The 24,991-nt window shown below is 67.2% G+C and carries 29 protein-coding genes; 9 read left to right on the forward strand and 20 right to left on the reverse strand.

Annotation, left to right across the window (positions count from 1 at the left end; all coding sequences use genetic code 11):
* Positions 1–756: a LytTR family DNA-binding domain-containing protein gene (locus AZH51_RS01515; protein WP_291520512.1), complete on the reverse strand. Its 756-nt coding sequence runs from the start codon at positions 754–756 to the stop codon at positions 1–3.
* A 14-nt stretch (positions 757–770) separates the two neighbouring features.
* On the reverse strand, positions 771–1,946 hold the full coding sequence (locus tag AZH51_RS01520) for a histidine kinase (RefSeq protein WP_291520514.1): 1,176 nt from the start codon (positions 1,944–1,946) through the stop codon (positions 771–773).
* Positions 1,947–2,046: 100 nt separating this feature from the next.
* On the opposite strand from AZH51_RS01520, the gene AZH51_RS01525 reads away from it, so the two are divergent.
* Together AZH51_RS01525 and AZH51_RS01530 are read left to right on the forward strand one after the other, a co-directional pair.
* Complete coding sequence (locus AZH51_RS01525; RefSeq protein WP_291520516.1) at positions 2,047–3,402, forward strand: FAD-binding oxidoreductase; 1,356 nt, start codon at positions 2,047–2,049, stop codon at positions 3,400–3,402.
* Positions 3,399–4,883 (forward strand): APC family permease, encoded by a 1,485-nt coding sequence (locus tag AZH51_RS01530; RefSeq protein ID WP_291520518.1) that lies wholly within the window; start codon positions 3,399–3,401, stop codon positions 4,881–4,883. Before AZH51_RS01525 ends, AZH51_RS01530 begins: the two co-directional genes overlap by 4 nt.
* On the opposite strand, the gene AZH51_RS01535 is transcribed toward AZH51_RS01530, so the two are convergent.
* Positions 4,880–5,350: a glutathione peroxidase gene (locus AZH51_RS01535; RefSeq protein ID WP_291520520.1), complete on the reverse strand. Its 471-nt coding sequence runs from the start codon at positions 5,348–5,350 to the stop codon at positions 4,880–4,882. The genes AZH51_RS01530 and AZH51_RS01535 overlap by 4 nt on opposite strands.
* A gap of 22 nt (positions 5,351–5,372) precedes the next feature.
* Here AZH51_RS01535 and AZH51_RS01540 point away from each other — a divergent pair, with 22 nt between their 5' ends.
* Together AZH51_RS01540 and AZH51_RS01545 are read left to right on the forward strand one after the other, a co-directional pair.
* The gene (locus tag AZH51_RS01540; protein WP_291520522.1) at positions 5,373–6,098 is read left to right on the forward strand and encodes a peptidase E; all 726 of its coding nucleotides are present in this window, start codon (positions 5,373–5,375) and stop codon (positions 6,096–6,098) included.
* Positions 6,098–6,511: a DUF1990 family protein gene (locus AZH51_RS01545; RefSeq protein ID WP_291520524.1), complete on the forward strand. Its 414-nt coding sequence runs from the start codon at positions 6,098–6,100 to the stop codon at positions 6,509–6,511. The genes AZH51_RS01540 and AZH51_RS01545 overlap by 1 nt, the downstream gene beginning before the upstream one ends.
* Positions 6,512–6,514: 3 nt before the next feature.
* On the opposite strand, the gene AZH51_RS01550 is transcribed toward AZH51_RS01545, so the two are convergent.
* Both AZH51_RS01550 and AZH51_RS01555 read right to left on the reverse strand, forming a co-directional pair.
* Positions 6,515–6,958: an SRPBCC family protein gene (locus AZH51_RS01550; RefSeq protein ID WP_291520526.1), complete on the reverse strand. Its 444-nt coding sequence runs from the start codon at positions 6,956–6,958 to the stop codon at positions 6,515–6,517.
* Positions 6,951–7,445, reverse strand: coding sequence for a DUF664 domain-containing protein (locus AZH51_RS01555; protein WP_291520529.1), 495 nt, complete (start codon positions 7,443–7,445; stop codon positions 6,951–6,953). Before AZH51_RS01555 ends, AZH51_RS01550 begins: the two co-directional genes overlap by 8 nt.
* A gap of 35 nt (positions 7,446–7,480) precedes the next feature.
* Between AZH51_RS01555 and AZH51_RS01560 the strand changes: the two genes are divergently transcribed.
* Positions 7,481–8,704: an aminotransferase class V-fold PLP-dependent enzyme gene (locus tag AZH51_RS01560; RefSeq protein WP_291520530.1), complete on the forward strand. Its 1,224-nt coding sequence runs from the start codon at positions 7,481–7,483 to the stop codon at positions 8,702–8,704.
* On the opposite strand, the gene AZH51_RS01565 is transcribed toward AZH51_RS01560, so the two are convergent.
* The gene (locus AZH51_RS01565; RefSeq protein WP_291520532.1) at positions 8,670–9,380 is read right to left on the reverse strand and encodes a S9 family peptidase; all 711 of its coding nucleotides are present in this window, start codon (positions 9,378–9,380) and stop codon (positions 8,670–8,672) included. The two genes, AZH51_RS01560 and AZH51_RS01565, sit on opposite strands and share 35 nt — an antisense overlap.
* Positions 9,370–9,579, reverse strand: coding sequence for a molybdopterin-binding protein (locus AZH51_RS01570; RefSeq protein ID WP_109683825.1), 210 nt, complete (start codon positions 9,577–9,579; stop codon positions 9,370–9,372). Before AZH51_RS01570 ends, AZH51_RS01565 begins: the two co-directional genes overlap by 11 nt.
* 76 nt (positions 9,580–9,655) lie before the next feature.
* Here AZH51_RS01570 and AZH51_RS01575 point away from each other — a divergent pair, with 76 nt between their 5' ends.
* Positions 9,656–11,536, forward strand: a complete 1,881-nt coding sequence (locus tag AZH51_RS01575) for an ABC transporter ATP-binding protein (RefSeq protein WP_291520535.1) — start codon at positions 9,656–9,658, stop codon at positions 11,534–11,536.
* 10 nt (positions 11,537–11,546) lie between these two features.
* On the opposite strand, the gene AZH51_RS01580 is transcribed toward AZH51_RS01575, so the two are convergent.
* The 9 genes from AZH51_RS01580 to orn form a co-directional block, all read right to left on the reverse strand.
* Positions 11,547–11,822, reverse strand: a complete 276-nt coding sequence (locus tag AZH51_RS01580) for a hypothetical protein (protein ID WP_291520537.1) — start codon at positions 11,820–11,822, stop codon at positions 11,547–11,549.
* 61 nt (positions 11,823–11,883) lie between these two features.
* Positions 11,884–13,638: a DUF429 domain-containing protein gene (locus tag AZH51_RS01585; RefSeq protein ID WP_291520539.1), complete on the reverse strand. Its 1,755-nt coding sequence runs from the start codon at positions 13,636–13,638 to the stop codon at positions 11,884–11,886.
* Positions 13,639–13,676: 38 nt separating this feature from the next.
* Positions 13,677–14,039: a type II toxin-antitoxin system VapC family toxin gene (locus AZH51_RS01590; protein WP_291520541.1), complete on the reverse strand. Its 363-nt coding sequence runs from the start codon at positions 14,037–14,039 to the stop codon at positions 13,677–13,679.
* Positions 14,036–14,233: a type II toxin-antitoxin system VapB family antitoxin gene (locus tag AZH51_RS01595; protein WP_291520543.1), complete on the reverse strand. Its 198-nt coding sequence runs from the start codon at positions 14,231–14,233 to the stop codon at positions 14,036–14,038. Before AZH51_RS01595 ends, AZH51_RS01590 begins: the two co-directional genes overlap by 4 nt.
* Before the next feature lie 46 nt (positions 14,234–14,279).
* Complete coding sequence (locus tag AZH51_RS01600; protein WP_291520545.1) at positions 14,280–14,597, reverse strand: hypothetical protein; 318 nt, start codon at positions 14,595–14,597, stop codon at positions 14,280–14,282.
* Positions 14,598–14,872: 275 nt separating this feature from the next.
* Positions 14,873–15,292 carry a PIN domain nuclease gene (locus AZH51_RS01605; protein WP_291520547.1) on the reverse strand — a complete coding sequence of 140 codons (420 nt, stop codon included), beginning with the start codon at positions 15,290–15,292 and terminating at the stop codon, positions 14,873–14,875.
* A complete protein-coding gene (locus AZH51_RS01610) occupies positions 15,283–15,507 on the reverse strand; it encodes a ribbon-helix-helix protein, CopG family (protein ID WP_291520549.1) in 225 nt (74 codons plus the stop codon). The genes AZH51_RS01605 and AZH51_RS01610 overlap by 10 nt, the downstream gene beginning before the upstream one ends.
* 158 nt (positions 15,508–15,665) lie before the next feature.
* On the reverse strand, positions 15,666–16,739 hold the full coding sequence (gene ychF / locus AZH51_RS01615; RefSeq protein WP_291520551.1) for a redox-regulated ATPase YchF: 1,074 nt from the start codon (positions 16,737–16,739) through the stop codon (positions 15,666–15,668).
* 218 nt (positions 16,740–16,957) lie between these two features.
* Positions 16,958–17,515, reverse strand: coding sequence for an oligoribonuclease (gene orn, locus AZH51_RS01620; protein ID WP_291520553.1), 558 nt, complete (start codon positions 17,513–17,515; stop codon positions 16,958–16,960).
* Positions 17,516–17,553: 38 nt separating this feature from the next.
* Between orn and AZH51_RS01625 the strand changes: the two genes are divergently transcribed.
* Positions 17,554–18,741: a DNA recombination protein RmuC gene (locus AZH51_RS01625; protein WP_291520554.1), complete on the forward strand. Its 1,188-nt coding sequence runs from the start codon at positions 17,554–17,556 to the stop codon at positions 18,739–18,741.
* Here AZH51_RS01625 and AZH51_RS01630 read toward each other — a convergent pair whose 3' ends face one another.
* Together AZH51_RS01630 and AZH51_RS01635 are read right to left on the reverse strand one after the other, a co-directional pair.
* Positions 18,742–19,497 carry a hypothetical protein gene (locus AZH51_RS01630; RefSeq protein ID WP_291520556.1) on the reverse strand — a complete coding sequence of 252 codons (756 nt, stop codon included), beginning with the start codon at positions 19,495–19,497 and terminating at the stop codon, positions 18,742–18,744. It abuts the gene before it with no gap.
* A 33-nt stretch (positions 19,498–19,530) separates the two neighbouring features.
* Positions 19,531–20,457 (reverse strand): NADP-dependent oxidoreductase, encoded by a 927-nt coding sequence (locus AZH51_RS01635; RefSeq protein WP_291520558.1) that lies wholly within the window; start codon positions 20,455–20,457, stop codon positions 19,531–19,533.
* 129 nt (positions 20,458–20,586) lie between these two features.
* On the opposite strand from AZH51_RS01635, the gene AZH51_RS01640 reads away from it, so the two are divergent.
* The gene (locus AZH51_RS01640; RefSeq protein ID WP_291520560.1) at positions 20,587–21,495 is read left to right on the forward strand and encodes an AraC family transcriptional regulator; all 909 of its coding nucleotides are present in this window, start codon (positions 20,587–20,589) and stop codon (positions 21,493–21,495) included.
* A gap of 94 nt (positions 21,496–21,589) precedes the next feature.
* Here AZH51_RS01640 and AZH51_RS01645 read toward each other — a convergent pair whose 3' ends face one another.
* Positions 21,590–22,231, reverse strand: a complete 642-nt coding sequence (locus AZH51_RS01645) for a pentapeptide repeat-containing protein (RefSeq protein WP_291520562.1) — start codon at positions 22,229–22,231, stop codon at positions 21,590–21,592.
* 5 nt (positions 22,232–22,236) lie between these two features.
* The gene (locus tag AZH51_RS01650) at positions 22,237–23,235 is read right to left on the reverse strand and encodes a 4-hydroxy-3-methylbut-2-enyl diphosphate reductase (protein WP_291520564.1); all 999 of its coding nucleotides are present in this window, start codon (positions 23,233–23,235) and stop codon (positions 22,237–22,239) included.
* A gap of 145 nt (positions 23,236–23,380) precedes the next feature.
* On the opposite strand from AZH51_RS01650, the gene AZH51_RS01655 reads away from it, so the two are divergent.
* Positions 23,381–24,988, forward strand: coding sequence for an ABC-F family ATP-binding cassette domain-containing protein (locus AZH51_RS01655; RefSeq protein WP_291520566.1), 1,608 nt, complete (start codon positions 23,381–23,383; stop codon positions 24,986–24,988).
* Positions 24,989–24,991: the final 3 nt, after the last annotated feature.

The raw sequence follows: 24,991 nt of genomic DNA on the forward strand, positions 1-24,991 counted from the left end.
TCAGTCCGGCTGCCGTAGCAGACGGTCCCGCAGCGCGCGGGTGTGCCGGCGGCTGACACTCAGTTCTTCGCCATCGACGACGACCGTGCAGTGTCCGTCACGCATCCTCACCTGACCGACATACTTGGTCGCCACCAGGATGCTGCGGTGGATACGGATGAATCCGGCTGCCTCCCAACGCTGCTCGAGGGTCGCCAACGGAATGCGCACGAGATGGCTGTCGGTGTCGGTGTGTAATCGGGCGTAGTCACCCTGCGCCTGCACGTACCGGATCTCGTCGCGGCGGACGAACCGGGTGACCCCACCGCGTTCGACCGCAATGGTCTCCTCATCCGCTACCGGACCCTCGGACTCCGGCAGCGCCCGCGTACCACTGACCCGCCGCACCGCCTCGGCCAGCCGCTCGGCCCGCACGGGTTTCATCAGATAGTCGGCGACCTGCAACGCGAAGGCATCCACCGCGTACTGCTGGTGAGCGGTCACGAGCACGACCTGCGGTCGCTGTGCGAATCGGGCGATGACCCGGGTCAGATCCATCCCGTCCAGGCCCGGCATGCTCACATCGCTGAACACGACGTCGATCTCCTGCGTGTCCAGGAGCCGCAACGCCTCGGACCCGCTGGCCGCCGCGTGGACGCGGCCGACCCGGTCGTCGGCCTGCAACAGGTGCACCAGCTCGTCCCGGGCCGGCGCCTCGTCGTCCACCACGAGCACCCGCAGGAGCTCGGGGGATGTGACGGGCGACACGTGACTCACGGGTCCAACCTATTTCACGCGCGCACGTGCTCCGCGAACTTCGGCACGTGCAGGATCACCTTGCTGCCCTCACCCGGCGCCGTCTCGACGACCAGTCCGTAGGCGTCGCCGTAGACCTCCCGCATCCGCGCATCCACGTTGCCCAGGCCGATCGAGTCGGCGCCCTGACCGTCCAGCGCCCGCTGGATCACCTGCGGGTCCGCTCCGACACCGTCGTCCTCGACCACGATCTCGGCGACCGAACCAGCGTCCCGCGCGGTGATGCTCAGGACGCCGAGCCCTTCCTTGGCGGCCAGGCCGTGCCGGACCGCGTTCTCCACGAGCGGCTGCACCGCCAGATACGGCAACGCGACCGGCAACACCTCCGGCGCGATCAATAACTCGACCTGCAACCGGTCCCCGAAGCGCGCCTGCTCCAACTCCAAGTACCGCTGCACGTTGCGCAATTCGTCCGCGAGAGTGGTGAATTCGCCACCGCGCAACGAATAGCGGGTGAAGTCGGCGAACTCCAGCAACAGGTCCCGGGCCCGGTCGGGATCCGTGCGCACGAAGGAGGCGATCGCCGTCAGGCTGTTGTAGATGAAGTGCGGACTGATCTGCGCCCGCAGCGCCCGCAACTCCGCGGCCATCGCCCGGGTGCGTTCACGCCCGACCTCGGCAACCTCGAGTTGGGAGGAGACGTAGCCGGCGACCTGTTCAGTGGCCCGCACCAGACCGGGGCTGGTCTGTGGCCCGTACGCCGCGAGCGTGCCGACGACTCGCTCGTCGACGACCAGCGGGGTCACCAGACCGCTTCGGATCGGACAGTCCGGATCAGCGCACACCAGATCGTCGGCGCCGATCAGGACCGTGCGGCCCGTCTCGATCGCGCGCCGGAGGTGCGCGGGCGCCGTACGTCGATGGTGGGCTTCCCCGGCACCCTCCCAGGCGAGGACACCGCTCAGGTCACCCAGGGCAACAGCGGGCGTGCCCAGGATCGCCTGCAGCGGACGTGCGGCCCGGGCGGCCCCGTCAGCGGTGAGGCCCTCGCCCAGGTCACCCGCGGCGTCGGCAGCGGTGCGTAACGTGCGATAGGTCGCGCGGTCGACATCGGAGACGAAACCGGTTGCGCTCTGCCGGCGGTGGAGCGCAACCGCGGCCCAGGCGAACGCGAAAAGCGCCGCAACCACGAGGGCGGTGGGCCAATGCATTTCTGCATCGAACCATCCCCGGACCCTTGCCTCCGACCACGGATTGTGAGTAAATCGATCACGTCCACGAACGAAACCGAAGTTCCGGAGCGAAATCACTGTGGCTTATGAGCATCTCTATCGCGATGCACGACGGATTCCGTTCTGGCTCGACACCCCCGATCGGCCGGCGCCCCGCCCGGCCCTGACCGGCGATACCAACTGCGACCTGGCCGTCGTCGGCGGCGGGTTCAGCGGTTTGTGGACCGCACTGCTGGCCAAGGAAGCCGACCCGTCCCGCGACGTGGTGCTGCTGGAGGCCGATCGGCTGGCGTGGGCGGCCAGTGGGCGCAACGGCGGGTTCTGCGCGGCGGATCTGACGCACGGTTACGACAACGGGGCGTCCCGGTTCGGCGACGCGGCGATGCCGGGGATCCAGGCCCTCGGCCTGGCCAACCTGGATGCGATCGAGGCCACCGTGCAGCGGCTCGGGATCGATTGCGAGTTCGAGCGCACCGGTGAGGTCGATGTCGCCACGGCGCCGCACCATCTGGCGGAGTTGGGCGCGCCCGAGGAGATCATGTCCGCGGCGCAGGTGCGGGCCGAACTGGACTCCCCCACCTTCCTGGGCGGCGTGTGGGACAAAACCGGGGTGGCGATGCTCAACCCGGCCAAACTCGCCTGGGGCCTGGCCGACGCAGCGGAGGCACTCGGCGTACGCATTGTGGAGAACACGCCCGTGCGGGAGCTCACTCGCGAGGGGCTGCGCACTGACCACGGGTTCGTCCGCGCTGATCGTATTGCCCTGGGCACCAACGTGTTCCAGCCGCTGCTCCGGCGACTGCGGCTCTACACGGTCCCGGTCTATGACTACGTGCTGATGACCGAACCGCTCAGCGACGCACAACTGGACGCCATCGGCTGGCGCAACCGACAGGGCTTCGGCGACGCCGGCAACCAGTTCCACTACTACCGGCTCAGCGCCGATAACCGGATCCTGTGGGGCGGCTACGACGCCATCTATCACTTCGGACGCAAGATCAAGCCGGAGTACGACGATCGGCCGGCAACGTTCGAGACCCTGGCCGCGCACTTCGTGGAGACGTTCCCGCAGTTGGAGGGGTTGCGCTTCAGTCACCGGTGGGGCGGCGCGATCGACACCTGCACGCGGTTCTTCGCGTTCGTGGACACCGCCATGGACGGACGCGTTGCCTACGCGATGGGATACACCGGATTGGGCGTGGGCGCAACGCGTTTCGGCGCCCAGGCGATGCTCGATCTGCTCGACGGTAAGGACACCGACATCACCCGATCGCCGCTCGTGACGAGCAAACCTCTGCCGTTCCCGCCGGAACCTCTGGCCTACACGGGTATTCAGCTCACCCGGGCTTCGCTGGCTCGCGCTGACGAACATGAGGGTCATCGCAACCTGTGGCTGCGCACGCTGGACCGTTTCGGCCTGGGGTTCGACTCGTGAGCGCGGATGGTGACCTGCGGACAGTTCACGTCCTGTCGCGGCAGCTGAAGACCCTGCCGCTGGTCGGAATCATCTTCTTCAGCGTCTCCGGTGGGCCGTTCGGCCTGGAGGAGTCGATCAGCAGCGGCGGCGCCGGTATGACGATGCTGATGCTGCTGTTGATCCCTGTCGTCTTCGGCATCCCGGTGTCACTGATGGCGGCCGAATTGGGCTCGGCGCTACCGGTCGAGGGTGGCTATTACTACTGGGTGAAGATCGGGCTCGGCAAGTTCGCCGGATTCACCGAGGGCGCCTGGCAGTGGATGAACAGCTTCCTGGACACCGCGCTCTACCCGATCGTCTTCGCCGATTACCTCGCGACCTACTGGGCTCCTGCCGAACGCGGTCGGGGCGTCCTGTTCTCGTTCTTCGAAGGCCAGTTCAGCGTCGATACGCACTGGATGGTCGCGGTGGTCTTCATGGTCATCCTGGCCGGACTGAACATCCGTGGCTCACGGGTGGTCGGCGACAGTTCCCTGTTGCTGTTCGCGGTCGTGATGGTGCCGTTCGCGATCCTGTCGGTCTACGGCATCGTGCACAACTTCCAGCACGACAGTTGGGACAAGGTCGTCTCGCCGTTCACGCTGCCGGACCAGACGTCGTTCAGCGCGTTCGGGGCGTGCCTGGGCATCGTCATCTGGAACTACATCGGCTGGGAGAACCCGTCCACCTTGCTGGCCGAAGTCGACAAACCGGCTCGCACGTTCCGGCGGGCGCTCATGATCGCGATCCCATTGATCACCATCAGCTATGTGCTGCCGATGATGGCCGCCCTCGGCTCGGGTTTGCACGAAGATCTCGGTGATTGGTCTGATGGCGACTTCGCCTCTGTGGGAACGCTGCTCGCCGGTCACTGGCTCGGGTTACTGATCGCCTTCGGCGTCGGTATAGCGCAGATCGGTCTCTTCTCGTCGCTGCTGATGAGCGGATCGCGGGTGCCCCGGGTGCTGGCAGCAGACGGCTATCTGCCGCGCTGGGTCGCCAAGGATCACCCGAAGTACAAGACCCCGGTCGCAGCCATCGTGCTGTCCGTCGTCATCTTCGCGATCTTCTGCACGATGGACTTCTCGGCGCTGGTCGACGCGGACGTGCTGACCAACATGGCCGCGATCCTGCTGGAGTTCGCTGCCTTCATCGCGCTGCGCCGCAAACTTCCGGGCATGGTGCGGCCCTACAAGGTGCCCGGTGGCATGGCCGGTGCGCTGTCCCTGGTGGTCTTCCCGCTGATCTTCACGATCTGGCTGGGCTGGAGCACCTTCACCGACGAACCGGCCGCGTTCTGGATCGGCATCATCATCCTGGTGCTGGGGGTGGCGCTCTATCCGATCGCCAACCGGCTGCTCAAGCGCGGCGAGCCGGATGCACCTGTGGACTCCGACCTGGTCGATCTGGGGCCGACGGTGGACACCGCTGCTGCGCTGGGCCGCGGCCTCTCGGTCTAGGCGATCACCTGTTGGATCGCGCTTACGACCTCGGGGGCATCGGGTTCCGTGCGCGGACCGAACCGGGCGACGACATTTCCGTCAGCGTCGATCAGGAACTTGCCGAAGTTCCACTCGATGTCCTCACCATCACCGACCAGACCCTGGTAGATCGGATGACGGCCGGCGCCGTTGACCTCGACCTTCTCGCTGAGCGGGAAGGTCACGCCATAGGTGGCGCTGCAGAACTCCGCGATCTCGTCAGCGCTGCCCGGCTCCTGCCCCATGAACTGGTTGCACGGGAAGCCGACCACCGTGAATCCGTTGTCGGCATAGTCCTTTTCGAGTTGCTCCAGCTTTGCGTACTGCGGGGTCAGCCCGCATTTGGACGCGACGTTGACCAGGAGCGCGGGCTGGCCGCCGGTCAGGTCACGAAGCGTGCCCGGCGTGCCGTCGAGACGGGCAATGGGTTCGTCGAGGATGCTCATGCGCCCACTCTAGGCTCGGGGTATGACTGCGGCTGAGCCCACCATCCTGGCCACTTCCGGCGGCTTGCGCTCCGGTGAGCGGACCTACTGGGAGTTCGCGCCGCTCACGACCTACGCGGTGGACCTGGCCGGTGTGACCGGACGGGCGCCGCGGGTCTGCTTCATCTCGACCGCTGTCGGCGACAACCCGATGGTGATGCACAACCTGTCCGAGGCGGGTCGCCTCGCCGGCTTCGAGGTGTCACACCTGCAACTGTTCGGGATGCCGAACGTGCCCTCGATCGAGGAACACCTGCTGGCGCAGGACGTGATCTGGGTGATGGGTGGGTCCGTCGCGAATCTGCTTGCGGTCTGGCGGGTGCACGGCGTGGATCGTGCCCTACGCGCCGCCTGGGAGGCCGGGGTAGTCCTTACCGGAGTGTCCGCCGGATCGATCTGCTGGCACGTCGGAGGGACGACCGACTCGTTCGGACCGCATCTGGCGCCGGTGACCGACGGGCTGGCGTTGTTGCCCTTCGGCAACGGCGTGCACTACGACACCGAGGAGCGACGGCGTCCGCTGCTGCAGTCCCTGGTGGCCGACGGCACCCTCCCGGACAGCTACTGCACGGACGACGGCGTGGGAATCGTGTACCGCGGTACCGCGTTTGCCGAGGCTGTGGCCGAAAACCCCTCTGGTGGCGCCTACTTCGTCACCCGGTCAGGTGACGGGGCGCGGGAGGACGCGATCGACGTACGGCGGTTGTGATGGTCTGGCACGAGTTCGAACGCTCCGTCGTGCTGGAGTCGCGCGATTTCGCCGCGGCCCGCACCGCGTTGTTCGACTGGCGGGTTCATCGGGGCGCGGGCCTGCAGGTCGACGCCCGCTCACCGATCACCCTTGGCGATCATGCACAGCTGGGTTGGCGCTGGGTCACCGCTCCCGTCGAAATCATCGCGGTCACGGAGAACGGGTTCACCTATCGTGCCCTGCCGGGACATCCCGAAGAAGGAGAGGAGAGCTTCACCCTCACCCAGACCGACCACGACACAATCGTCTTCACCATCTCCGCCAGGTCGCGGCCCGCCACCTGGTGGGCCCGCCTGGGGTCCCCGGTCACGTCGCTGGTTCAGCGGCGGATCACCGACCGGTATCTGGCCGCCGCTCGCCAACTGCTCTGATCGTCACTGCTCGGCGGCCGCGGCAAGCCGGTCCAGCGAGGCTCGCAACTGATCCGGTCCGGTCGCGCGCGCCCTCTCCAGTCGCACTTCGTCAGTCAGGTCGGTCCAGTCATACGTGTGAGTGACCTCCGCACCACCTGACTCCAACGGCCTTATCTCCCAACGCCATTCGTGACCCGGGGTCGGTGCACCGACCTCCGAGGGCCGCCACGCGATCACCCGGCCCTCCTCGAAGTCGACGACGTGATTCTCCCGCACGTTGCCGTTGCTGTTGTGCATGATGAAGACGTCGCCGACTGCGTGCACTCGTTGTCCGGCATCAGCGTGACCGAGATTGTCATTGCCGTCCCATTCCGGCTGGTTGGCCGGGTCGGCGATGAGCTCGAAGATCGTCGCCGCGGGGGCGTCGATCACACGGCTGGCGGACACTCGTCGTACCTCACTCATGGGCCCATCCCAGCACATCGACGGTCAGTTCGAGCTGCCCGAGATGTTGCGCTAACTCATGGATGACGTGCAGCACCACCCAGTGCGGTGTCACGGTCGCCAGATCCGCGCTGGCCGTCGTGCTCCGCGCGTCGCGGTCCGCGATGCCGTCCGCGATCATCCGACGGGTCCACACCACCGTGTCCGCCCGGACCTGCCCGACCCGCTCCAGCAACTCGTCAGTGGTCCCGGTCGCGCGGAACTCACCCGGGCGATCGCGCGGCAGACCCAGTCCGCAGCCGAACGTGCCCAGCCACCAACGGCTCAGCTCGACGCAGTGGTGGACGATCGCGTACGCCGAGTTGGCGCCTTCCAGCGGCGGGCGCTGGTTGACCGCGGAGTCACCGAGCTCGCCGACGATCGCAGTCATCGCCAACCAACAGCGGTCGGCCGTGTCGAGGCACGCCGCGATCCAGTCATCTGTCTCAGACCCATCGGTTTCAGCCACGACGGCAGCCTGCCACGAGGGGGCATGATGAACCAGTGGATCTGCTCGCCGACGCCGCCGACCGTGACCGCACGGACCCGCTCGCCTACACCCGGGACCTGTTCGTCCCGAGTTCGGCACCGCTGGTCGCCTACCTGGACGGCAACTCCCTGGGTCGGCCGCTGAAGGCGACCCACGAACGGCTGACCGATCTGGTGGACGGCGCGTGGGGCACTCGGCTGATCCGGTCGTGGGATGAGCAATGGATGGAGTTGCCGTTCGCGGTGGGCGACGCACTCGGTACCGCCTGCCTCGGCGCCGCGCCGGGTCAGACCGCGATCGGTGATTCGACCACCGTCCTGCTCTACAAACTGCTGCGGGCGGCGGTTGCCCACTCGGGACCCGATCGTCCTGAGATCGTGCTGGACTCGGAGAACTTCCCCACGGATCGCTATGTCGCAGAAGGCATCGCGGCCGAGACTGGATGTGAGTTGGTGTGGCTGCACCCGGACCCCTCCCGCGGTGTCACTGCTGACGAGGTGGCGTCGGTCGTCGGCCCGCGGACCGGCGTAGTGCTCCTGTCCCAGGTCGCCTACAAGTCGGGCTACCTCGCCGACCTACCGGCCATCACCCGCATCGCGCACGACGCGGGAGCCCTGGTGTTGTGGGATCTGTGCCATTCGGCCGGATCGGTGCCGATCGGGCTCGACGCGGCCGACGTCGACCTGGCCGTCGGGTGCAGCTACAAATACCTCAACGGCGGACCCGGCGCGCCCGCGTTCTGCTACGTCGCCTCACGGCTGCAATCGGTTCTCTCCCAACCGATCCAGGGCTGGATGGGCAACAGCGACGTCTTCGCGATGGGTCCGACGTACGCCCCGGCGACCGGCATGCGCCGGTTCATCTCCGGCACGCCACCAGTGCTGGCGATGACCGGGATCCAGGACACTGTCGCGCTCATCGAGTCGATCGGTATCGAGGCAGTCCGCGAAAAGTCCACGGGGTTGGGCGAATTCGTAATCGCCTACGTTGAGTCAAACCTTTCGCAGTACGGCGTGCAGGTGGCTTCCCCGCGTAACCCCACCGAGCGGGGTGGGCACGTGACGCTCACTCACCCGGACGCTCGATCGCTGGTAGCGGCGTTGTGGGAGCGCGATGTGATCCCGGACTTCCGCGAGCCGGACGGGATCCGGATCGGTGCAGCGCCGCTGTCGACCAGCTACACCGAGTTGGCAAAGGGCCTCCTCAGTCTTGAATCGCTGCTGCGATCGCCGCACTGACCTGCGGCCAGAACGGTGATTGCGGATCGACCAGGTCGAAATGGTGCGCGCCGTTGATCCAGCGCACCGGAAGGTCGGCGTTCACGTCCGGCGGGACGGCTTGGTCGAGGTCGCCGTGCAGCACGACCAACGTTCGCGTCGCGGGTCGTAGACCGCTGGGGTCCAATGCTTTCCAGTCGGCTGGGCGTTCGTTGGGTGAGCCGCCGATCCAGTCGCGCACAGCATGATTGCCGTGGCCCCCGGCGTAGGACTTCAGGAAGCCACCGACCGGCGCGAGAGCAACCGTCGCCCGATCTCGCTCAGCGCCGTGGCGCATAACGAGCGCCCCGCCCGCGGAGTGACCGACCCATGTGCCGTCCCCCAGCACGTCGTCAAGATCGAGCAGGTCCTGGACGCTGGCCCACGGATCCCCCGGGATGCGGCGGTACTCAGCCAGGGCTACCCGCAACCCGTCGCCTGCGAGCGCCGCGGCCATGGGGCGCAGATGGGTCCGATCCACGGAGGGCCGGAAGTACCCGCCGTGGACCAGCACGATCAGCGGATGGTGCGGATCGCCGTACTCCTCCCAGACCTGATCGGGATCCGGACCGTACGACGAGAGCCGACCCGGCGGTTCGTCGTTGTCGAGGAGGCGGGCGAGGACAGCGTCCTCACCTCGCTGGTCGTCAGTCGTCAATCGCGACCATGACGTCGGACGCCTTCACCACGGCGTAGGCCTGCTGACCCACGGTCAGGCCCAGGTCGTCGACAGCCTCGTTGGTGATCGCGGCAGTGACGGTCGAGCCGTTCACGTCGAGGCGGACATGGGAGGTGGTGGCTCCCTTGACGATCTCGACGACGGTTCCCTGCAGGATGTTGCGAGCGCTGATCTTCACGGCGTACTCCTTCGGCGGTCGGTCCTGCCAACCTACCAACGGGCAGGTGGTCGCCGCCCGGGCGTACCTTCGACGCATGGACGTTCATTCCGCGGCACGTAGCGCGGTGTACCGCTCCATGCAGTCCCGGCAGGACACGCGGCCCATCTCCCGCGAGTTGCTCCGCCGCATCTGGGGATTCGCCCGGCCGCACCGTCGCGAACTCGCCCTCTTCTTCGTCATCAGCATCGTCACCGCTGTGCTGGCCGTCGCGAGCCCGCTGGTGGCCGGTCAGGTCGTCGACGCCATCACGGCCGGCGACCCAGCCTCGCGGGTCGTGCTACTGGCTGTCCTGATCGCGTTGATCGCCCTCGGCGAGGCCGCGTTCGGGATGCTGCAGCGCTGGCTGTCGGCCCGGATCGGTGAAGGTCTGATCCTCGACCTGCGGACCGCCGTCCACGATCACGTGCAGCGCATGCCGGTCGCGTTCTTCACCCGCACCCGGACCGGTGCCCTGGTCAGCCGGTTGAACAACGACGTGATCGGGGCGCAGCGGGCATTCAGTACGACGCTGTCGGGGTTGGTGGGCAACCTGGTCACGCTCGTCCTGACCCTCATCGTGATGATCAGCATCTCGTGGCTGGTGACGCTGGTCGCGCTGATCCTCGTGCCGTTGTTCTGGTTGCCGGCGCGGTTGATGGGCTCACGTCTGGCGGCAGCGTCCCGGGAAGCAGCGGAACACAACGCGGCCATGAGCACCCAGATGACAGAACGCTTTTCAGCTCCCGGGGCCACGCTGGTCAAGCTCTTCGGGCGGCCGGAGGAGGAGTCGCGCGAGTTCGGGCGGCGGGCCGGTCGCGTGCGCGACATCGGCGTCCGGTCGGCGATGATCCAGCAGACTTTCGTCACCTCGCTCACCTTCATCTCGGCGCTCGCCCTCGCGATCGTCTACGGGTTGGGTGGCGTCCTCGCGCTGCGCGGCAGTCTGCAGGCTGGCGCCGTGGTGTCCCTGGCTCTGTTGCTGACCCGGCTCTACGCCCCGCTGACCGGCCTGGCCAGTGCGCGGGTCGACGTGATGAGCGCGCTGGTCAGTTTCGAGCGGGTCTTCGAAATTCTTGACCTGGTGCCGCTCATCACCGACCCGGACTCCCCCACACCGTTGCCCGAGGGACCGCTGCCGGTGCGGTTCGAGCACGTGTCCTTCGCCTATCCGGCGCCGGACAAGGTCTCGCTGGCCTCCTTGGAGGACGTACTCACCCTCGATGCGCGGGGCGGCGAAACCGTACTGCACGACATCTCGTTCGAGGCGGCGCCCGGTCAGATGCTGGCGCTGGTGGGCAGTTCAGGTGCTGGCAAATCCACCATCGCCGCGCTCATCCCCCGGCTGTACGACGTGGACTCGGGTTCGGTGGAGATCGGCGGGGTCGACGTGCGCTCGCTGTCTGCCGCGTCGATCCGCGCCGCGACCGGCACCGTCACCCAGGACGGGCACCTGTTCCACGACTCGATCCGGGCAAACCTGCTCTACGCCCGGCCGGACGCGACCGAGGCCGAACTCGCCCGGGTCATCGAGCGAGCCCGTCTCGCAGAGGTGGTCGCTTCGATGCCGGACGGCTTGGACACCGTGATCGGCGAGCGCGGTTACCGCCTGTCCGGTGGTGAGCGCCAGCGGTTGGCCATCGCCCGGCTCCTGCTGGCCGGACCGCGAGTGGTGATCCTCGACGAGGCGACCGCGTCGCTGGACGCCACCAGCGAGGCAGCGGTCCAAGAGGCGCTCGCGGAAGCCCTTGCTCGGCGTACGTCGATCGTGATCGCCCACCGCCTGTCCACCATCCGCGCGGCGGACCAGATCCTGGTCGTGGAGGCGGGTCGGATCGTGGAGCGAGGCACGCACGAGTCGTTGTTGGCGGCGGGTGGCCGGTACGCCGAGTTGTACCGCACGCAATTCGCGGACCAACGAACCGTCACTCCGACCTGATGCTCCCTGCTCAGTGGTCCCCGCGCATCTGGCTGAGCAGTTCGTCAAGTTGGTCGCTCGTGTACACGGGGTCTGGATCGGTTGACCAGGGTGCCGGGTCTGAGGCAGCAGGGGTGTACCGACCTTCTCGCTCCAGCCCACTGAGACGGGCGTCCCCGTCACGAAATGCGCGGATCTGCCATTGCGGCTTACCCGGATCGGTTACGACGACCACCCGCGAACCGACGACCTGCTCGAGCACGGCGGCCGTGTTCTCGTTGAGTTCGCGCTTGGAGACGGACTTCATGACAGCTGAATGTAGCCCTTCTGTGCGACGTTCCGACCGACACGGATTACGCGGTTTGTCGCTAGCGCTCGGACAGTTTGCTCAGCCGGGCCCGCAACCGGTCGTGCCGGTGTGCGTTGCCGGGCAGCGTCACGTAGCGCTCGCCGTAGCTGGCGAGCAGGATGTCGTCGAGACGCCGCACTGCTCCCGACGGGCGGCGGTAGTCCATCTGCCGGGCGATCGCGTCGGCATCCACGGCCCGGATCGCGGTGGCAAGGTCGGCCAGGTTGGTGATGCCCAACGCTTCGACGAGGCCGGCGATCCAGGCGTAGTGCTCCGGGCGGGACCACGCCGCGCCGCGGAACTCGCCCGCGAGGAACGCGGCCAGTTCCCGCGGCGCGATGCTCGTCTCGTTCGGGCGCTCGTCTACCTCCGCCACGTGCACCTGTTGCTGAAGTCGCTCACGGATCGTCGCGAACTCCTGGTCGGCCAACTCGATCAGGCCGGCGGCGAGGGTGAACCGCCGGTCGAAGTCGGCGCGGAACTCCTCCGGCACCGTGCCCTTGTAGCGGATGTCGTGCTCGAACTCTGCCCACGCGTGCTGCAGCACCGTGCGGATCTGCACCTGAATGGCGCGCTGCCCGATGGCTGGGTGCTCGCGCTGGTCCTCGGGCGTCAGCTGGATGCTCAAATGCCTACTCGCATAACCGAATCGACCCTCGCTGGCTGTTTCGCGACCCATGTCCCGGTCATCCAGGATCACCGCGTCGTCCGCCAGCAACTCGGCGACCGCCGCGACGTCGGAGGGCACATAGGTGATGACCCGCAGTCCGATGGTGTCGTGGATCTGGTGCAGCGGATCGTCGTACAGGGCAACGCCGTCCGCGGTGCGGGCCGCCTTCTCGGCGAACGACGTCACCGACTTCGCTCGCCCGGTCACGCTGAGGTAGTTCAAGCCCGCATCGTCCAGGATCCCGGTCACCACCTCGACCGCCTCGTCTGCGGCGGCGCGGACGGACGGGAAGTCCGCCGCATAGGCGGCAACCGCTCGGCGTACCTGCTGCACCTGGCTCGCGATGCGCGGTGGCCGCGGCGAAGGACTCAAACCGGTCGGCAGCGTGGGGGTGACGATGTAGCCGTCGGGGTACTCGCCGTACGTCGTGGTGTCAGTCGGGCGGCGCTGTCGGTAGAGCGCGACGTAGGCACAGATCACGGCGTCGACCTGATCCTCGACGACCCGCAACTGGGCCTTGGTGGTGGCTGACTCGACGGCGGCAACCTGCGCACGCCACTGGTCGCTGCCGACCAGTCGCAACGCGGGCGTCGCGGTGGCCAGCGACTCCAGGAGACCGAGGAGCGTGCGCATGGCCTCGCGCAACTCGCTGACCGTGCGCCCTTGTTTGTTCTTGTACTTCAGGGTCCGGCCGAGGTTGAAGAGGGCCACCGTGGCCGGGTGCGGGTACACCTCGACCCCTCGCCGGTCGCGGGTCGAGTCGGGGTTGAGATCCAGCCCGAGGCGGGCGCTGATCCGGGCACCGCGGGTGCCATCGGCGAAGGCGGTGATGCCGGTGTTGACCGGGTGAGCACCGGCGTCGAACCGGGCGAAGTCCTTGTTGAGTGCCTGCTCGGCCGCGCGGTTCCCGGTGGCGTTGCGCACCACCAGCGGAGCGTCGATGCCGACGATCGCTCCATCACGCAGATAGGGCTGCACCACCGCGACGATGTCGTCATCGGTGCGCTCGGCGCTGAGGTGCACCAAGGTGCCCGAGTCGTCGAGCACGGCCACCCCGGAGGGGTTGCGCTCGCCCCACGCGAGATCGATCCCGATGAAGTGCATGTACGTATCTTTCCCGACCGCGCCTGAAGCGGTCTCGCTTAGTGCGTGGGGTCGCCGATTTCTGCCCAGACCGCCGCCAATCGCTTATCGCGGGTCCATAGCTTTGCCCCGGCGGCGATGAGGGCGGAGCCCAGGAGAGCGACGTCGACGGCGCTGAGGCCACGGCCCCACAACTGGTGCGAGTCGACGAGGTGAAGAATCTCATCGTGCTGCAGGCTGGGGAACTGCGTGAGGTTGGCAAGCAACTCGATGACGGCGCCCCGGCCAGCGATCGAGCCCAGCGCAAGCTCCTCGATCACCAACGGATGGCAGCCGATCTGATCATCAGCCAGCAGCGCGATGAGTTCCGCGTCTGCGCGGTGCAGATGATCGATCCATACGGAGGTGTCGACCAGGATCATCCAGCGGTCCGCCGACGACGATCGGCCGCAGTCGCGTCCGGGTCGCTGCCGCCCAACGCAGCGAGTCGGCGCGCGCTTTCAAGCCTGATCAGGGCCTGCAGCCCCTCCCGGATCAGGACCGTCCTTTCGTGCACTCCGGTGAGCGCTGCAGCCTTCTCGATCAGGTCGTCGTCCAGGGTCACCGTGGTTCGCATAGGCACCTCCAGGAGCATCATATGGTGCTACCTGTGATGCTAGCGATCATCCGATGAGGTAGACCATGCCGCGACCGTCCTCGGCCAGCCACGTCATGAACTTCTTCGCGTGCTCCAGGAACATCACCTCGTAGTCGAAGCAATCCGTGACCGGATCGGAGTTTCGGCGTCGACGCTGGACTGCGGGCGCGAAGTCGTCGACACCCAGAGTCAACAGGTCGTCGCGGATCGCAGGGACATCCTCCGGCTGGATGGCGGCAACCCACGGAAACTCCTCCGACCAGTCCGTGCCGTAGGTGACATCGCCCTCGAACATCCGGTACGCCGGGCGAGCAGCTTCGGGCCACTCGGGCTCAGTCAGCATCTGCAGGTCGCGCCACGCCTTGTCCAGGAGAAGGCAACCGCGGCACGGCTCATGCCAGTCTCGCGAGCTGTGATCGCAGGTAGGCAGACAGCCAATCCCTTTCAAGCGGTCGAACGGGTCTCGCCGATAGACGCGGTAGGGCGATTCGCGTGCGATGTCTGACAGATGCGCGTCGAACGCGACGGCGGAGTACCTGATTCCCATGCCGCCGATAGTGCCGTTAACCGCGCACGCGGGCAGCGCCATGACTGGCGGCCTGTGGACAACGCCACAGGTCAGCCAAGCGCAAGCGTTTCCACAGACTGGCCTGTGATCTCGGCGATGAGATCGAAGTCCTTATCCATGGCAAGGACCGTTAGTCCGGCCTTCTCCGCGGTCGCCGCAATGAGCAGATCCGGGATGGAGGGAGCACGATGCTGGCCACGGTCTGCGAGGAGCATCTGCACCTCGAAGGCGCGATCCTCCATCGCGGGTGTGAGGTGAGCGATCGGCATCAGTGCCAGCGGTGGCAGATCGAACGCCTCGCGACCAACCGCGCCCGAGCGGGCCGAGAAACCCAGTTCGAGTCGGGTTACCGCCGAAAGGTGTAGCAACCCTCGCTCGATGCGTGCATTCCACTCAGCCATGTTCTGCGCCTGACCCGCCTGCATCCGCACATACGCCGACTTGTCAACGAGCCAGCTGGTCACCGCCATGCATCGTCCATCAGGTCGGGGTCGGCCAGGTCGCCGAATGCGGCCAACGAACGGCCCCAGTCATCCGCGGTGACCGTGATCGAAACAGGCGTTGAAGTCTCCTGTTCGAGCCGACGGCGAAGGAACTCGTTGCGCGAAAGACCGAGCGCCGCTGCCTCCGCGTCGATTCGCTCGATGGCCGCCTGGCTCAGTCCACGGATCAGCACGTTCGTCATGATGACCACCTCCGCCGCCATGATATCGCGATATCACCTCGCACGGAGAAGTATCAACAGCCTTGTCGCGTCATGCCTATACGCGCGATGATCGCGTCTGCGACCTCGTAGTCGACGAGTTCGACATCGTGAGCGCCCCCTCCGGTCCACACGAAACGCTAGACGTTAAATCGGAACTCCACGACGTCACCATCCGCCATGACGTAGTCCTTGCCCTCCATGCGGGCCTTGCCCGCGGCGCGGGCCTCGGCAACGGAGCCAGTGGCCACCAGGTCATCGAACGAGATCACCTCGGCCTTGATAAAACCCTTCTGGAAGTCGGTGTGAATAACACCAGCAGCCTGCGGGGCGGTCCAGCCCTTGTGGATCGTCCACGCCCGTGACTCCTTGGGCCCGGCCGTCAGGTAGGTCTGTAGCCCGAGAGCGTGAAAACCCTTACGCGCCAGTTGATTCAGACCAGACTCCTCAACGCCGTACGACTCAAGGAGTTCAGCAGCCTCGTCTTCATCCAACTCGGTCAGGTCCATCTCGAGCTTCGCGTTCAGGAAGATCGCGTCGGCGCCGCCGACCAGGTCGGCCAGCTGGGCCTGCAACTCCTTGTCACCCAACTGGTCCTCGTCGAGGTTGAAGACGTAAAGGAACGGCTTGGCCGTCATCAGACCCAGCTCGCGGATCGGTTCGACGTCGACCCCCGCGGCGAACAGCGTCGTACCCTCCTCCAGCACCTTCTGGGCCTCGAGCGCGGCGTCCAGCACGGACTTGTCGACCTTCTTGCCCTTGACCTCTTTCTCCAGCCGCGGCACGGCCTTCTCCAGCGTCTGCAGGTCGGCCAGGATCAGCTCGGTGTTGATCGTCTCGATGTCCGAGGAGGGCGACACCTTGCCGTCCACGTGCACGACATCGGGGTCGTCGAACGCGCGAATCACCTGGCAGATCGCATCCGCCTCACGGATGTTGGCCAGGAACTTGTTGCCCAGGCCTTCGCCCTCGGAGGCGCCGCGCACGATGCCGGCGATGTCGACGAAGGACACCGTCGCGGGCAGGATCTTCTCGCTGCCGAAGATCTCCGCGAGCACCTTCAGTCGCGGGTCGGGCAACGGGACCACGCCGACGTTCGGCTCGATGGTGGCGAACGGGTAGTTCGCGGCGAGCACGTTGTTGCGGGTCAGGGCGTTGAACATGGTGGACTTGCCGACGTTGGGCAGTCCGACGATTCCGATGGTGAGGGCCACGGGTTCAAGATTCTACGGCGTCCGCGGGACGACGACGTACGACGTGTAGTCGCCAGCTGATAAGTCCCCGCGCCGCTCCTGGCCATCGCCGCTGGCACACGATTGCTGCGAGCGCGCGCGGTTGTCGCAATATTGCTGGCCTGACGACCAGATCCGCTCAAACGCGTGCCAACCGCTCGCCGAGATAACAAACGTGTGCCACACGCCTTACCGGAGCGCTAGAGGGCGGGCGGCACGTCGACGTACGACGTGTAGTCGGCCAGCTCGGCAATGGATTCACGGATGTCGTCCAGCGCCCGGTGCGCCTCCCCCTTGGCGTGCGTCACGCCGTACTTGCCCTGCATCACCAGCTTCCAACTGGACACATCCAGCATCCGGTAGTGCAGGCGCTTCGCCAGCCGCGGCCACTCGCGGTCGATGAACTTGCGGTCCTGGTGGATCGAGTTGCCGGCCAGGACGACCGGCGTATTGCTCGGAAAGTGTTCGTCGACGAACGCCAACAACCGCTCCTCGACCTCCTCGGCCGGTGTCCCCTCTTCGTTCTGGGCCACCAGCGCCTCGCGCACATGCGCGAACTTCTCCCAGAACTCCCCCACCATCCGCTGCTTGATCCGCTCCGGGTCGACGTGCTGCACCGCCTCGAACGTCCCCAACTCCGCGAAGTCCCAGTCGGTGGTGATCGCGGCAACCTCCAGGATCCGGTCCTGCTCCGGATCCAGCCCGGTCATCTCCAGGTCCACCCACAACAGCGTCGCGCTCGTCTGTTTCGAAGTCATGACCCCAGGTTGTCAGACCCCCCTGACACGCTGTTCCCATGAACGTTTTCCTCGCCGCTCTCGCCGGGCTCGCTCTGGGTGCTGTGCTCACCTGGCTAGTGGTCCAGAGCAGGTACGCCGCGCGCCTGGCCACCGCCGTCACCGAGCGTGACGGGCTGCGCACTCAGGTGCAGACGCTGGCGACTGCCTCCGACCAGGACCGCCAGATCGCGGGCGAGTTGGCGCCGCTGCGCGCGACGCTGCAGCACGTGTACGAGCAGGTGGGCGAGTTGGAGCGCTCCCGCGAGCACCAGTTCGGCGCGCTGGGCGAGGGATTGATCGACGTACGCCGAGTGACCGACCAGCTGCGCTCCGAAACCGCCACGCTCACAGGGGCTTTGAAGACTTCTACGCACGCCGGCCAATGGGGCGAGGCCGAGCTCCGCCGAATCCTTGAAGCCTCCGGGATGCTGCCACGGGTGGACTTCGAGGAGCAGTCGTCGGGGACGAACCGTGAAGGCACCGGGGTCCGTCCGGATGCCGTCGTGAAACTGCCCGGGGACAAGCTGATCGTCGTGGACGCCAAGGCTCCGACGGGCAAGTTCCTAGCCGCGAGCGCTGACGGCCTGACGGAGCGCGAACGCGGTCAGTTGTTGGCCGAGCACGCGGCTGCCTTGCGCGGGTACGTCGATTCGCTGAGCAAGAAGGCGTATTGGACCGCGTTCGACAACACCCCGGAACTGGTCATCTGTTTCGTGCCCAGCGAAGCGCTGCTGGCCGCCGCGCTGCGCGCTGACCCCGGCCTCTTCGATCGCGGGATCGGGCAGAAGGTTGTGCTGGCATCGCCGGCCAGCCTCTTCGCGATCCTGCGCGCCACGTCACTTGCCTGGCAACAGGATTCGCTCACCGACAATGCACGGGACCTGCTGAAGCTGGGTCGCGATCTCTACGAGCGGCTCGCGACCCTCGGCACCCACACCGCAACGTTGGGCAGGTCGCTGGAGAGGTCCGTCTCGGCGTACAACCAGTTGGTCGGAAGTCTGGAGTCGCGGGTGCTGGTCACGGCGCGCAAGATGCACGAGTTGGGCGTGGCGGATGAGGCGCTCGCACAGACGCAACCGCTGGAAGCAGCGCCGCGCAGTCTGTCCGCACCGGAACTGGTGGAGGCGCTGCCGGATGTCGATCGGCCGCAGCTGGACTTCCGGGTCGCGCCGGCTGCGTCCGAAACGGATCGGGCGGTGGGCTGATCAGCCGAAGAAACCAACCAGTCCCGATACCAGGTACGACCCGACAACCAAGACGGCCAGACCTGCCCAGCCCCTGAGTGGCTTCCGTCTCGACGTCGGGGCACCGGCGCGCACGCCTTCTATGACGGCGTACGCCGCGACACCGAGCCCACCGCTCAGACCGATCAACCAGAACCAGAACCACCGTGTGCCGAAGCGTGGCTGAACCCCGCCAAGCACGCCCGCCAGGGCGGTCAGGAGCAACCCGCCTCGCAGCAGGTTCTCGCCGGTGCCTGGCTCCCGCGGGTCATGCGACCCGTACTGCGCCTGATGCCGGACCAGTTGGTCGGTCAGCCACGTCTGCACGGCAGTGCCCTTGTCACTGCCGGACGCTTCGGGGACAGGCACTGCGTCGACGTCGGTCAGGTGCCGACGCTGGTCGGTACTGCGCCATAGCACGTAGGCGGCAGCAGACGGATCCACGTTGTCACGCCGATCCGCGCCCAGATTCCATGCCGAAGATCCCATCGCCGGCTCTACGGTTGATGCCCCGACCAGCGCCCAACCGGTGACCGAACCAGAGGCAACTGCCTCGCCGAGCTCCGATCCGGTGGCGGGCCGGGGAAAGGCCCAGAGGGTGATCGCGAAGAGCGGGATCCACAGCGCAAGCAGGAGGGCGCCGATCACATGCCGGGAGTCACGCCACCACGCCCACCGTTGGGGCGTGCTGCCGGCCGGTACCCCTAGCTCGGCACCGGCCGGCAGCACGTTGGTCATGGACGCATCGTGGCAGATCGCACGAGGCAGTGGCTACGGGAGAAGAACGATCTTTCCGCGGGTCCGCCGTTGCTGCAGTTGGGTGAAGGCGTCCTGCACCTTGTCCAACGGGTACCTCGCCTCGATCGGCAGTTCCAGACGACCATCCGCGAGTCGGGTCACAATCTCCTCGAGCACCGCTGCGCTCGATCCCTCGGTGCTGGCAGCACCCAGAACGCCGTTCTTGCCGACCTGCTCGAAATCGATGATCGTGTCGATCCGCTCACCGGCCACACCGAGATCCAGGGCCAGCCGCACGTAACCGCCGCCGAACAGGTCGATGAACGCGTCCACACCGTCCGGCGCGGCTTCTCGGAGGCGGTCGGCAATCGCCTCCGGGCCACCGGTCCGATCGATCGGCGTCACTCCCTTGCTGCGCAACCACTCGGCGTTTTCAGCTGATGCGATACCGAGCACCGTCGCGCCTCGCTCCACGAGCAACTGCGACACCAGGCTGCCGACGCCGCCAGCGGCGGCCGAGACTGCGACCACATCGCCGGGCGACGGTTGCACGGCGCCGGTCGCCCCCCACGCCGTGGCGCCAACCACGAACGCCGCGCCCGCCACCTCCCACGACAGTGCCTCCGGCTTGGCGACCAGATGTGCGGTCGGCACCGCGACGTACTGCGCGTGGCTGGACCGCGTATCCACCCACCCGACGACCTCATCGCCGACGCTCCAGCCATCGACGTCTGCACCGACGGCGGTGATCACCCCCGCGAGGTCACTGCCTTCGCCGCTGGGCAGGGTCGTCGGGTAGACCGCTTCCAGCAGCCCCGCCCGGATGGAGGCCTCGCCGGGGTTGATGCCGGCGGCCCGGACCTGCACGACGACCTCGTCAGCTGCGGGAACGGGGATGTCGGTCTCGACGATCTCCAGGACCTCGGGACCGCCGAACTGGTTGAAACGCACTGCCTTCATGAGAACTCCTCGTGGATCGTGATGTTGCGCTGGCTGCTACTGCGGTTATCCGCTGAAGCCAGTCCACCGCATCTCATCTGGACTCTCCATGCTTGAATGTCCCGATTTCTTGTGCGATCGTCTACTTCCATGGATGCCTTGAGCGACCTGCTGCAACGCTCGCGAGCGCGCGGTGCCGCGTTCTCGCGCACCACCATGTACGGCGAGTGGTGCGTCCAGTTCCCCGTCGGCGGCACGCTGGCCATCCACTCGATCATCGACGGTGACCTGCAGGCGTGGACCGTCGATGGGCCAGATGCCCCCGTCCGGGTGGTCGGCGGCGACGTGGTCCTGGTTCGGGCCGCCCCGCACCTGATGGCTTCGGACCCTGCCGCTACCCCGCAGCCGCTTCCCCGCTCGGAGACCTCGCGATCGGCGTCCGCTGGAAACCCCGAGGCAGGTCGGGAAGCTCAGTTCTTCTGCGGCGCATACGTTTTCGAGGGCGATCTGTCCAAGTCCCTGCTGGACACCCTGCCGCCCATCGCCCGCATCCGGCCGCGTGGCGGAAGTGCCCTGCGCAGTGCCCTGGATCTGCTCATCGCCCAGGTCGACATCGGTGACGCTGGGCAGCAGGTGCTGCTGGACCGGTTACTCGACGCCGTCCTGGTGCTCGCCCTCAGAGAGTGGTTCGCCACGTCGGGGTCCGCACCGCGGTGGATCTTCGCACTGGACGACCCAGCGCTGGCACCCGCACTGCATGCCATGCACACCGAACCAGAACGCGCGTGGACGGTCGCCACGCTTGCCGGGCTGACCCATCAGTCGCGGTCCGGATTCGCCCGCCGGTTCACGGACACGATCGGCGTACCTCCGTTGCAGTACCTCGCCGACTGGCGCATGTCGGTGGCCAAGGAGGCCCTGCGGGACACCGTCGACAGCGTTGCCACGATCGCGGGGTCGGTCGGCTACGCCTCGGAGTACGCGTTTGCCGCAGCGTTCAAGCGGCACACCGGGCAGGCACCGGGACGGTGGCGCTCCGCACAGGCCGCGGCGGCCTGACCGGCTGGGCCCTACCCGAGTTTTGGATCGCGATCCACGGGAAATCTGCGCATCTGCGTGAATCCCGATCCAAAAGTGGCTCGCAACCGGCTGATCAGTCCTCCACCAGCAGGCCGGCCTCGGCAGCCAACAGCGGCGCCACCAGGGACAACTGCAGCTCACTGATCGTGGCGCCCCGGGCACCCGAGATCGACCGCAGCGCAGCGAAATCCAGCCCCTGCAGGTCGAGGTCGACGTTGGTGCAGCCCCGCAGATCGATCTCCTCGCAGCGGCAGTCCACGAACGACACCCGCTCGGAGGACGCCCCCGGCATGTCGACCGATTCGAAGACACAATCCTCGAAGAGCACGTCGGTCAGGCGGGCGTCCCGCAGATTCACATAACCGAACCGGACCCCTCGCACCAGCACACCGCGCAACGTCGCCGCGGATAGATCCCACGACCCGACGCGCCCGGTCCGGACCGAGCAGTTGCGCCAGATCGAGCCGGCCGCTGGCCAGGCGACCGCCTGCACGGAGGAAAACGCCACGTCGACGAACGTCGTTCGTGCAGAAACCAATTCGTCCAGCACGAGTGAGGAGAAGGAGCACTCGAAGAACTCGGCCCGGTCCAGGTCCAGATCACCGGACAGATCGGCGTACGCCATGCCCTCGGCGTCGTCCTCCGCCCGCGGCGGCAGCGACGCGGCCACCACATCGGCGACCGAGGGAGCCAACAGGCGGGGCGGGGCGACCATCGCCGTTAGTGCAGCGAACCTGCGTCGTGCCGGACCTTGGTGCCCTGACCAGCGGCCTTCAGATCCCGGCGCAACTCGTTCGGCAGCGCGAAGAGCAGGGACTCCTCGGCAGCGGTCACGGGCTGCACGTCGTCGTAGCCGCGGTCGGACAGGAACGTCAGCACGTCCCGCACCAGCACCTCCGGGACTGAGGCACCCGAGGTCACGCCCACGGTGGTGACACCCGACAGCCACGCCTCGTCGATCTCGTCGGCGTAATCGACCAGGTGCCCGTCGCGAGCGCCATGCTCCAACGCCACCTCGACCAACCGCACGGAGTTGGAGGAGTTACGTGAACCCACCACGATCATCAGGTCGGTCTCGGGCGCCATCTGCTTGACCGCGAGCTGCCGGTTCTGCGTGGCGTAACAGATGTCATCCGACGGCGGATCCTGCAACGCGGGGAACTTCTCCCGCAGCCGGCGCACCGTCTCCATCGTCTCGTCCACCGACAGCGTGGTCTGCGAGAGCCACACCACCTTGGACGGGTCGCGCACCTCGACCTGGTCGACGTGATCGGGCGACTGCACCAGGATGATGTTGTCCGGCGCCTCCCCCGAGGTACCGACGACTTCCTCGTGGCCCTCGTGACCGATCAACAGGATGTCGAAGTCGTCGCTGGCGAAGCGCTTGGCCTCGCGGTGCACCTTGGTGACCAGCGGGCAGGTCGCATCGATCGTCTTCAGGCTGAGCGCGCGCGCCTCCTCGTGCACGATCGGCGCCACGCCGTGCGCCGAGAAGATCACCGTGGCGCCCTCGGGCACCTCATCGGTCTCGTCCACGAAGATCGCGCCGCGCTTCTCCAGCGTGGTCACCACGTGTTTGTTGTGCACGATCTCCTTGCGCACGTAGACCGGCGGCCCGTAGAGGTCGAGCGCCTTCTCGACCGTCACCACGGCGCGGTCCACGCCGGCGCAGTAGCCGCGGGGAGCCGCGAGCAGGACCCGCTTCGCTGAGGACGTCATGGGTTCCATCGTAGGCGGCGACCGGAAAGTGATTGGCCAGCCGCCGCTGCCCCGGCCTACGCTGGAGCCATCATGGAGAACTGACCGAGCCCCGTCCCGCGTCGCGGATCACCCCGCGGGACCTCTCGCGTCCCCTCGGAGCCCCATGTCAGACACCTACCTTTTTGATCCCCCGGGTCCCGTCATCGCCGACGGCATCACCCGCGCGTTCGACGGCCGAACCGTTCTGGACAACCTCAGTTTCACCGCCGCCCCCGGCACCCGCCTGGCCGTCGTCGGCGAGAACGGCGCCGGCAAGACGACCCTGTTGCGGATCCTCGCCGGAGTCGACCGTCCCGACGCCGGGCAGGTACGCCGCCCTACTGATCTCGTGTACGTCCCCCAGGATCCCGATCCGGTCGCCGGAACTGTGACGGACCTGCTCGACACCGCCCTTCGGCCGCTGCGGGAGGCGGTGCGCACCCTCGAACGCCTCAGTGAACACCTGGACAGCGCCGACGCGGCGGACGTCGCGGTGTACGACCGGCTGCTGGCCTGGGCGAGCATCCACGACGCGTGGTCCGTCGACGAGCGGGTTGCCGCCACCGCCGATGCGCTAGGGGTCGCCGCACTCGACGGGGACCGTCCGGTCAGCAGTCTGTCCGGCGGCCAACGCACGCGCCTGAGCCTGGCGGCGGCTCTGGTTCGCCGGCCCGCGGTCCTGATCCTGGACGAACCGACCAACCATCTCGATCCCCCCGGGGTCGAACTGCTGGAGCGCGAACTGCCAACGCTGCCAGGCGTACTCGTGTTCGCCAGCCACGACCGCACCTTCCTGGACCGCGTGCCGACCCACCTGCTGGACCTGGATCCGAACGCCCTGGGGACCGACGGCGAAGGTGGGCGGCTCTTCGGAGGTGGCTGGTCGGCGTACGTCGATCATCGGGACGCGGCCCTGGCGCGCTGGGCGCAGACCCACCACGAGCAACAGCAGGACATCCGCCGGTTGCGCGCCGAGACGAAGATCGGGACGGAGGCCGTGGCCCATAACCGGCCGCCGCGCGACGGCGACAAGTTCATCTACAACTTCAAGGGTGCGCGGGTCCAGAAAACCGTGGCTCGACGGGTGGCCCAGGCCGAGCAGCGACTGGCAGAAGCCGAGCGGTCGCAACTGCGAAAACCACCGCGGCGGTTGAGTTTTGACACCCCGCTGACCGCGGGTGCCAAGGCCACCGGGGAGGTCGTTCACGTTCGTGACCTGCTGGTGCACGACCGCTTGCAGTTGCCCCGGCTGGACGTCACCGCCGGCGAGCACCTGCTGGTGACCGGTCCCAACGGCTCGGGGAAATCGACCCTCCTCAACGTGATCGCCGGGGGGCTGAGCGCGGATGAGGGGTCGGTGCGGGTGACCGCCCGGCGGATCGGTCTGCTGCCGCAGGACGTGACGTACGCCGATCCGCACCAGACGCCGTCCGACCTGTTCGGCGAGGGCCAGCCCGTGACGCTGCGCGAACTCGGCCTGTTGCTGCCCCGGGACGAGCACCGCCCCGTCGGAGCACTCAGCGCCGGGCAACGGCGGCGCCTGGCCCTGGCCGTGCTGATCGCACAGAGCCCGGACCTGTTGTTGCTGGACGAACCGACCAACCACCTGTCGCTTCAACTGGCCGGTGAACTCGAGGATGCCCTCGGCCGATCTCCGGGAACCGTGCTGGTGGCTACGCACGACCGCTGGCTCACACGCCGCTGGGCTGGTCCGACCCTGGCTTTACGGTAGGGC

The sequence above is a fragment of the Branchiibius sp. NY16-3462-2 genome (assembly GCF_001594145.1).
GTDB lineage: Bacteria > Actinomycetota > Actinomycetes > Actinomycetales > Dermatophilaceae > Branchiibius.

Bases quoted from the DNA above. Each gene is read 5' to 3' on its own strand.
- AZH51_RS01520 (WP_291520514.1), bottom strand. From the start codon at position 1,946: ATGCATTGGCCCACCGCCCTCGTGGTTGCGGCGCTTTTCGCGTTCGCC.
- AZH51_RS01535 (WP_291520520.1), bottom strand. From the start codon at position 5,350: ATGAGCATCCTCGACGAACCCATTGCCCGTCTCGACGGCACGCCGGGC.
- AZH51_RS01540 (WP_291520522.1), top strand. From the start codon at position 5,373: ATGACTGCGGCTGAGCCCACCATCCTGGCCACTTCCGGCGGCTTGCGC.
- AZH51_RS01545 (WP_291520524.1), top strand. From the start codon at position 6,098: ATGGTCTGGCACGAGTTCGAACGCTCCGTCGTGCTGGAGTCGCGCGAT.
- AZH51_RS01550 (WP_291520526.1), bottom strand. From the start codon at position 6,958: ATGAGTGAGGTACGACGAGTGTCCGCCAGCCGTGTGATCGACGCCCCC.
- AZH51_RS01575 (WP_291520535.1), top strand. From the start codon at position 9,656: ATGGACGTTCATTCCGCGGCACGTAGCGCGGTGTACCGCTCCATGCAG.
- AZH51_RS01580 (WP_291520537.1), bottom strand. From the start codon at position 11,822: ATGAAGTCCGTCTCCAAGCGCGAACTCAACGAGAACACGGCCGCCGTG.
- AZH51_RS01585 (WP_291520539.1), bottom strand. From the start codon at position 13,638: ATGCACTTCATCGGGATCGATCTCGCGTGGGGCGAGCGCAACCCCTCC.
- AZH51_RS01590 (WP_291520541.1), bottom strand. From the start codon at position 14,039: ATGATCCTGGTCGACACCTCCGTATGGATCGATCATCTGCACCGCGCA.
- AZH51_RS01595 (WP_291520543.1), bottom strand. From the start codon at position 14,233: ATGCGAACCACGGTGACCCTGGACGACGACCTGATCGAGAAGGCTGCA.
- AZH51_RS01600 (WP_291520545.1), bottom strand. From the start codon at position 14,597: ATGCTGACTGAGCCCGAGTGGCCCGAAGCTGCTCGCCCGGCGTACCGG.
- AZH51_RS01605 (WP_291520547.1), bottom strand. From the start codon at position 15,292: ATGGCGGTGACCAGCTGGCTCGTTGACAAGTCGGCGTATGTGCGGATG.
- AZH51_RS01610 (WP_291520549.1), bottom strand. From the start codon at position 15,507: ATGACGAACGTGCTGATCCGTGGACTGAGCCAGGCGGCCATCGAGCGA.
- orn (WP_291520553.1), bottom strand. From the start codon at position 17,515: ATGACTTCGAAACAGACGAGCGCGACGCTGTTGTGGGTGGACCTGGAG.
- AZH51_RS01625 (WP_291520554.1), top strand. From the start codon at position 17,554: ATGAACGTTTTCCTCGCCGCTCTCGCCGGGCTCGCTCTGGGTGCTGTG.
- AZH51_RS01630 (WP_291520556.1), bottom strand. From the start codon at position 19,497: ATGACCAACGTGCTGCCGGCCGGTGCCGAGCTAGGGGTACCGGCCGGC.
- AZH51_RS01635 (WP_291520558.1), bottom strand. From the start codon at position 20,457: ATGAAGGCAGTGCGTTTCAACCAGTTCGGCGGTCCCGAGGTCCTGGAG.
- AZH51_RS01640 (WP_291520560.1), top strand. From the start codon at position 20,587: ATGGATGCCTTGAGCGACCTGCTGCAACGCTCGCGAGCGCGCGGTGCC.
- AZH51_RS01645 (WP_291520562.1), bottom strand. From the start codon at position 22,231: ATGGTCGCCCCGCCCCGCCTGTTGGCTCCCTCGGTCGCCGATGTGGTG.
- AZH51_RS01650 (WP_291520564.1), bottom strand. From the start codon at position 23,235: ATGACGTCCTCAGCGAAGCGGGTCCTGCTCGCGGCTCCCCGCGGCTAC.
- AZH51_RS01655 (WP_291520566.1), top strand. From the start codon at position 23,381: ATGTCAGACACCTACCTTTTTGATCCCCCGGGTCCCGTCATCGCCGAC.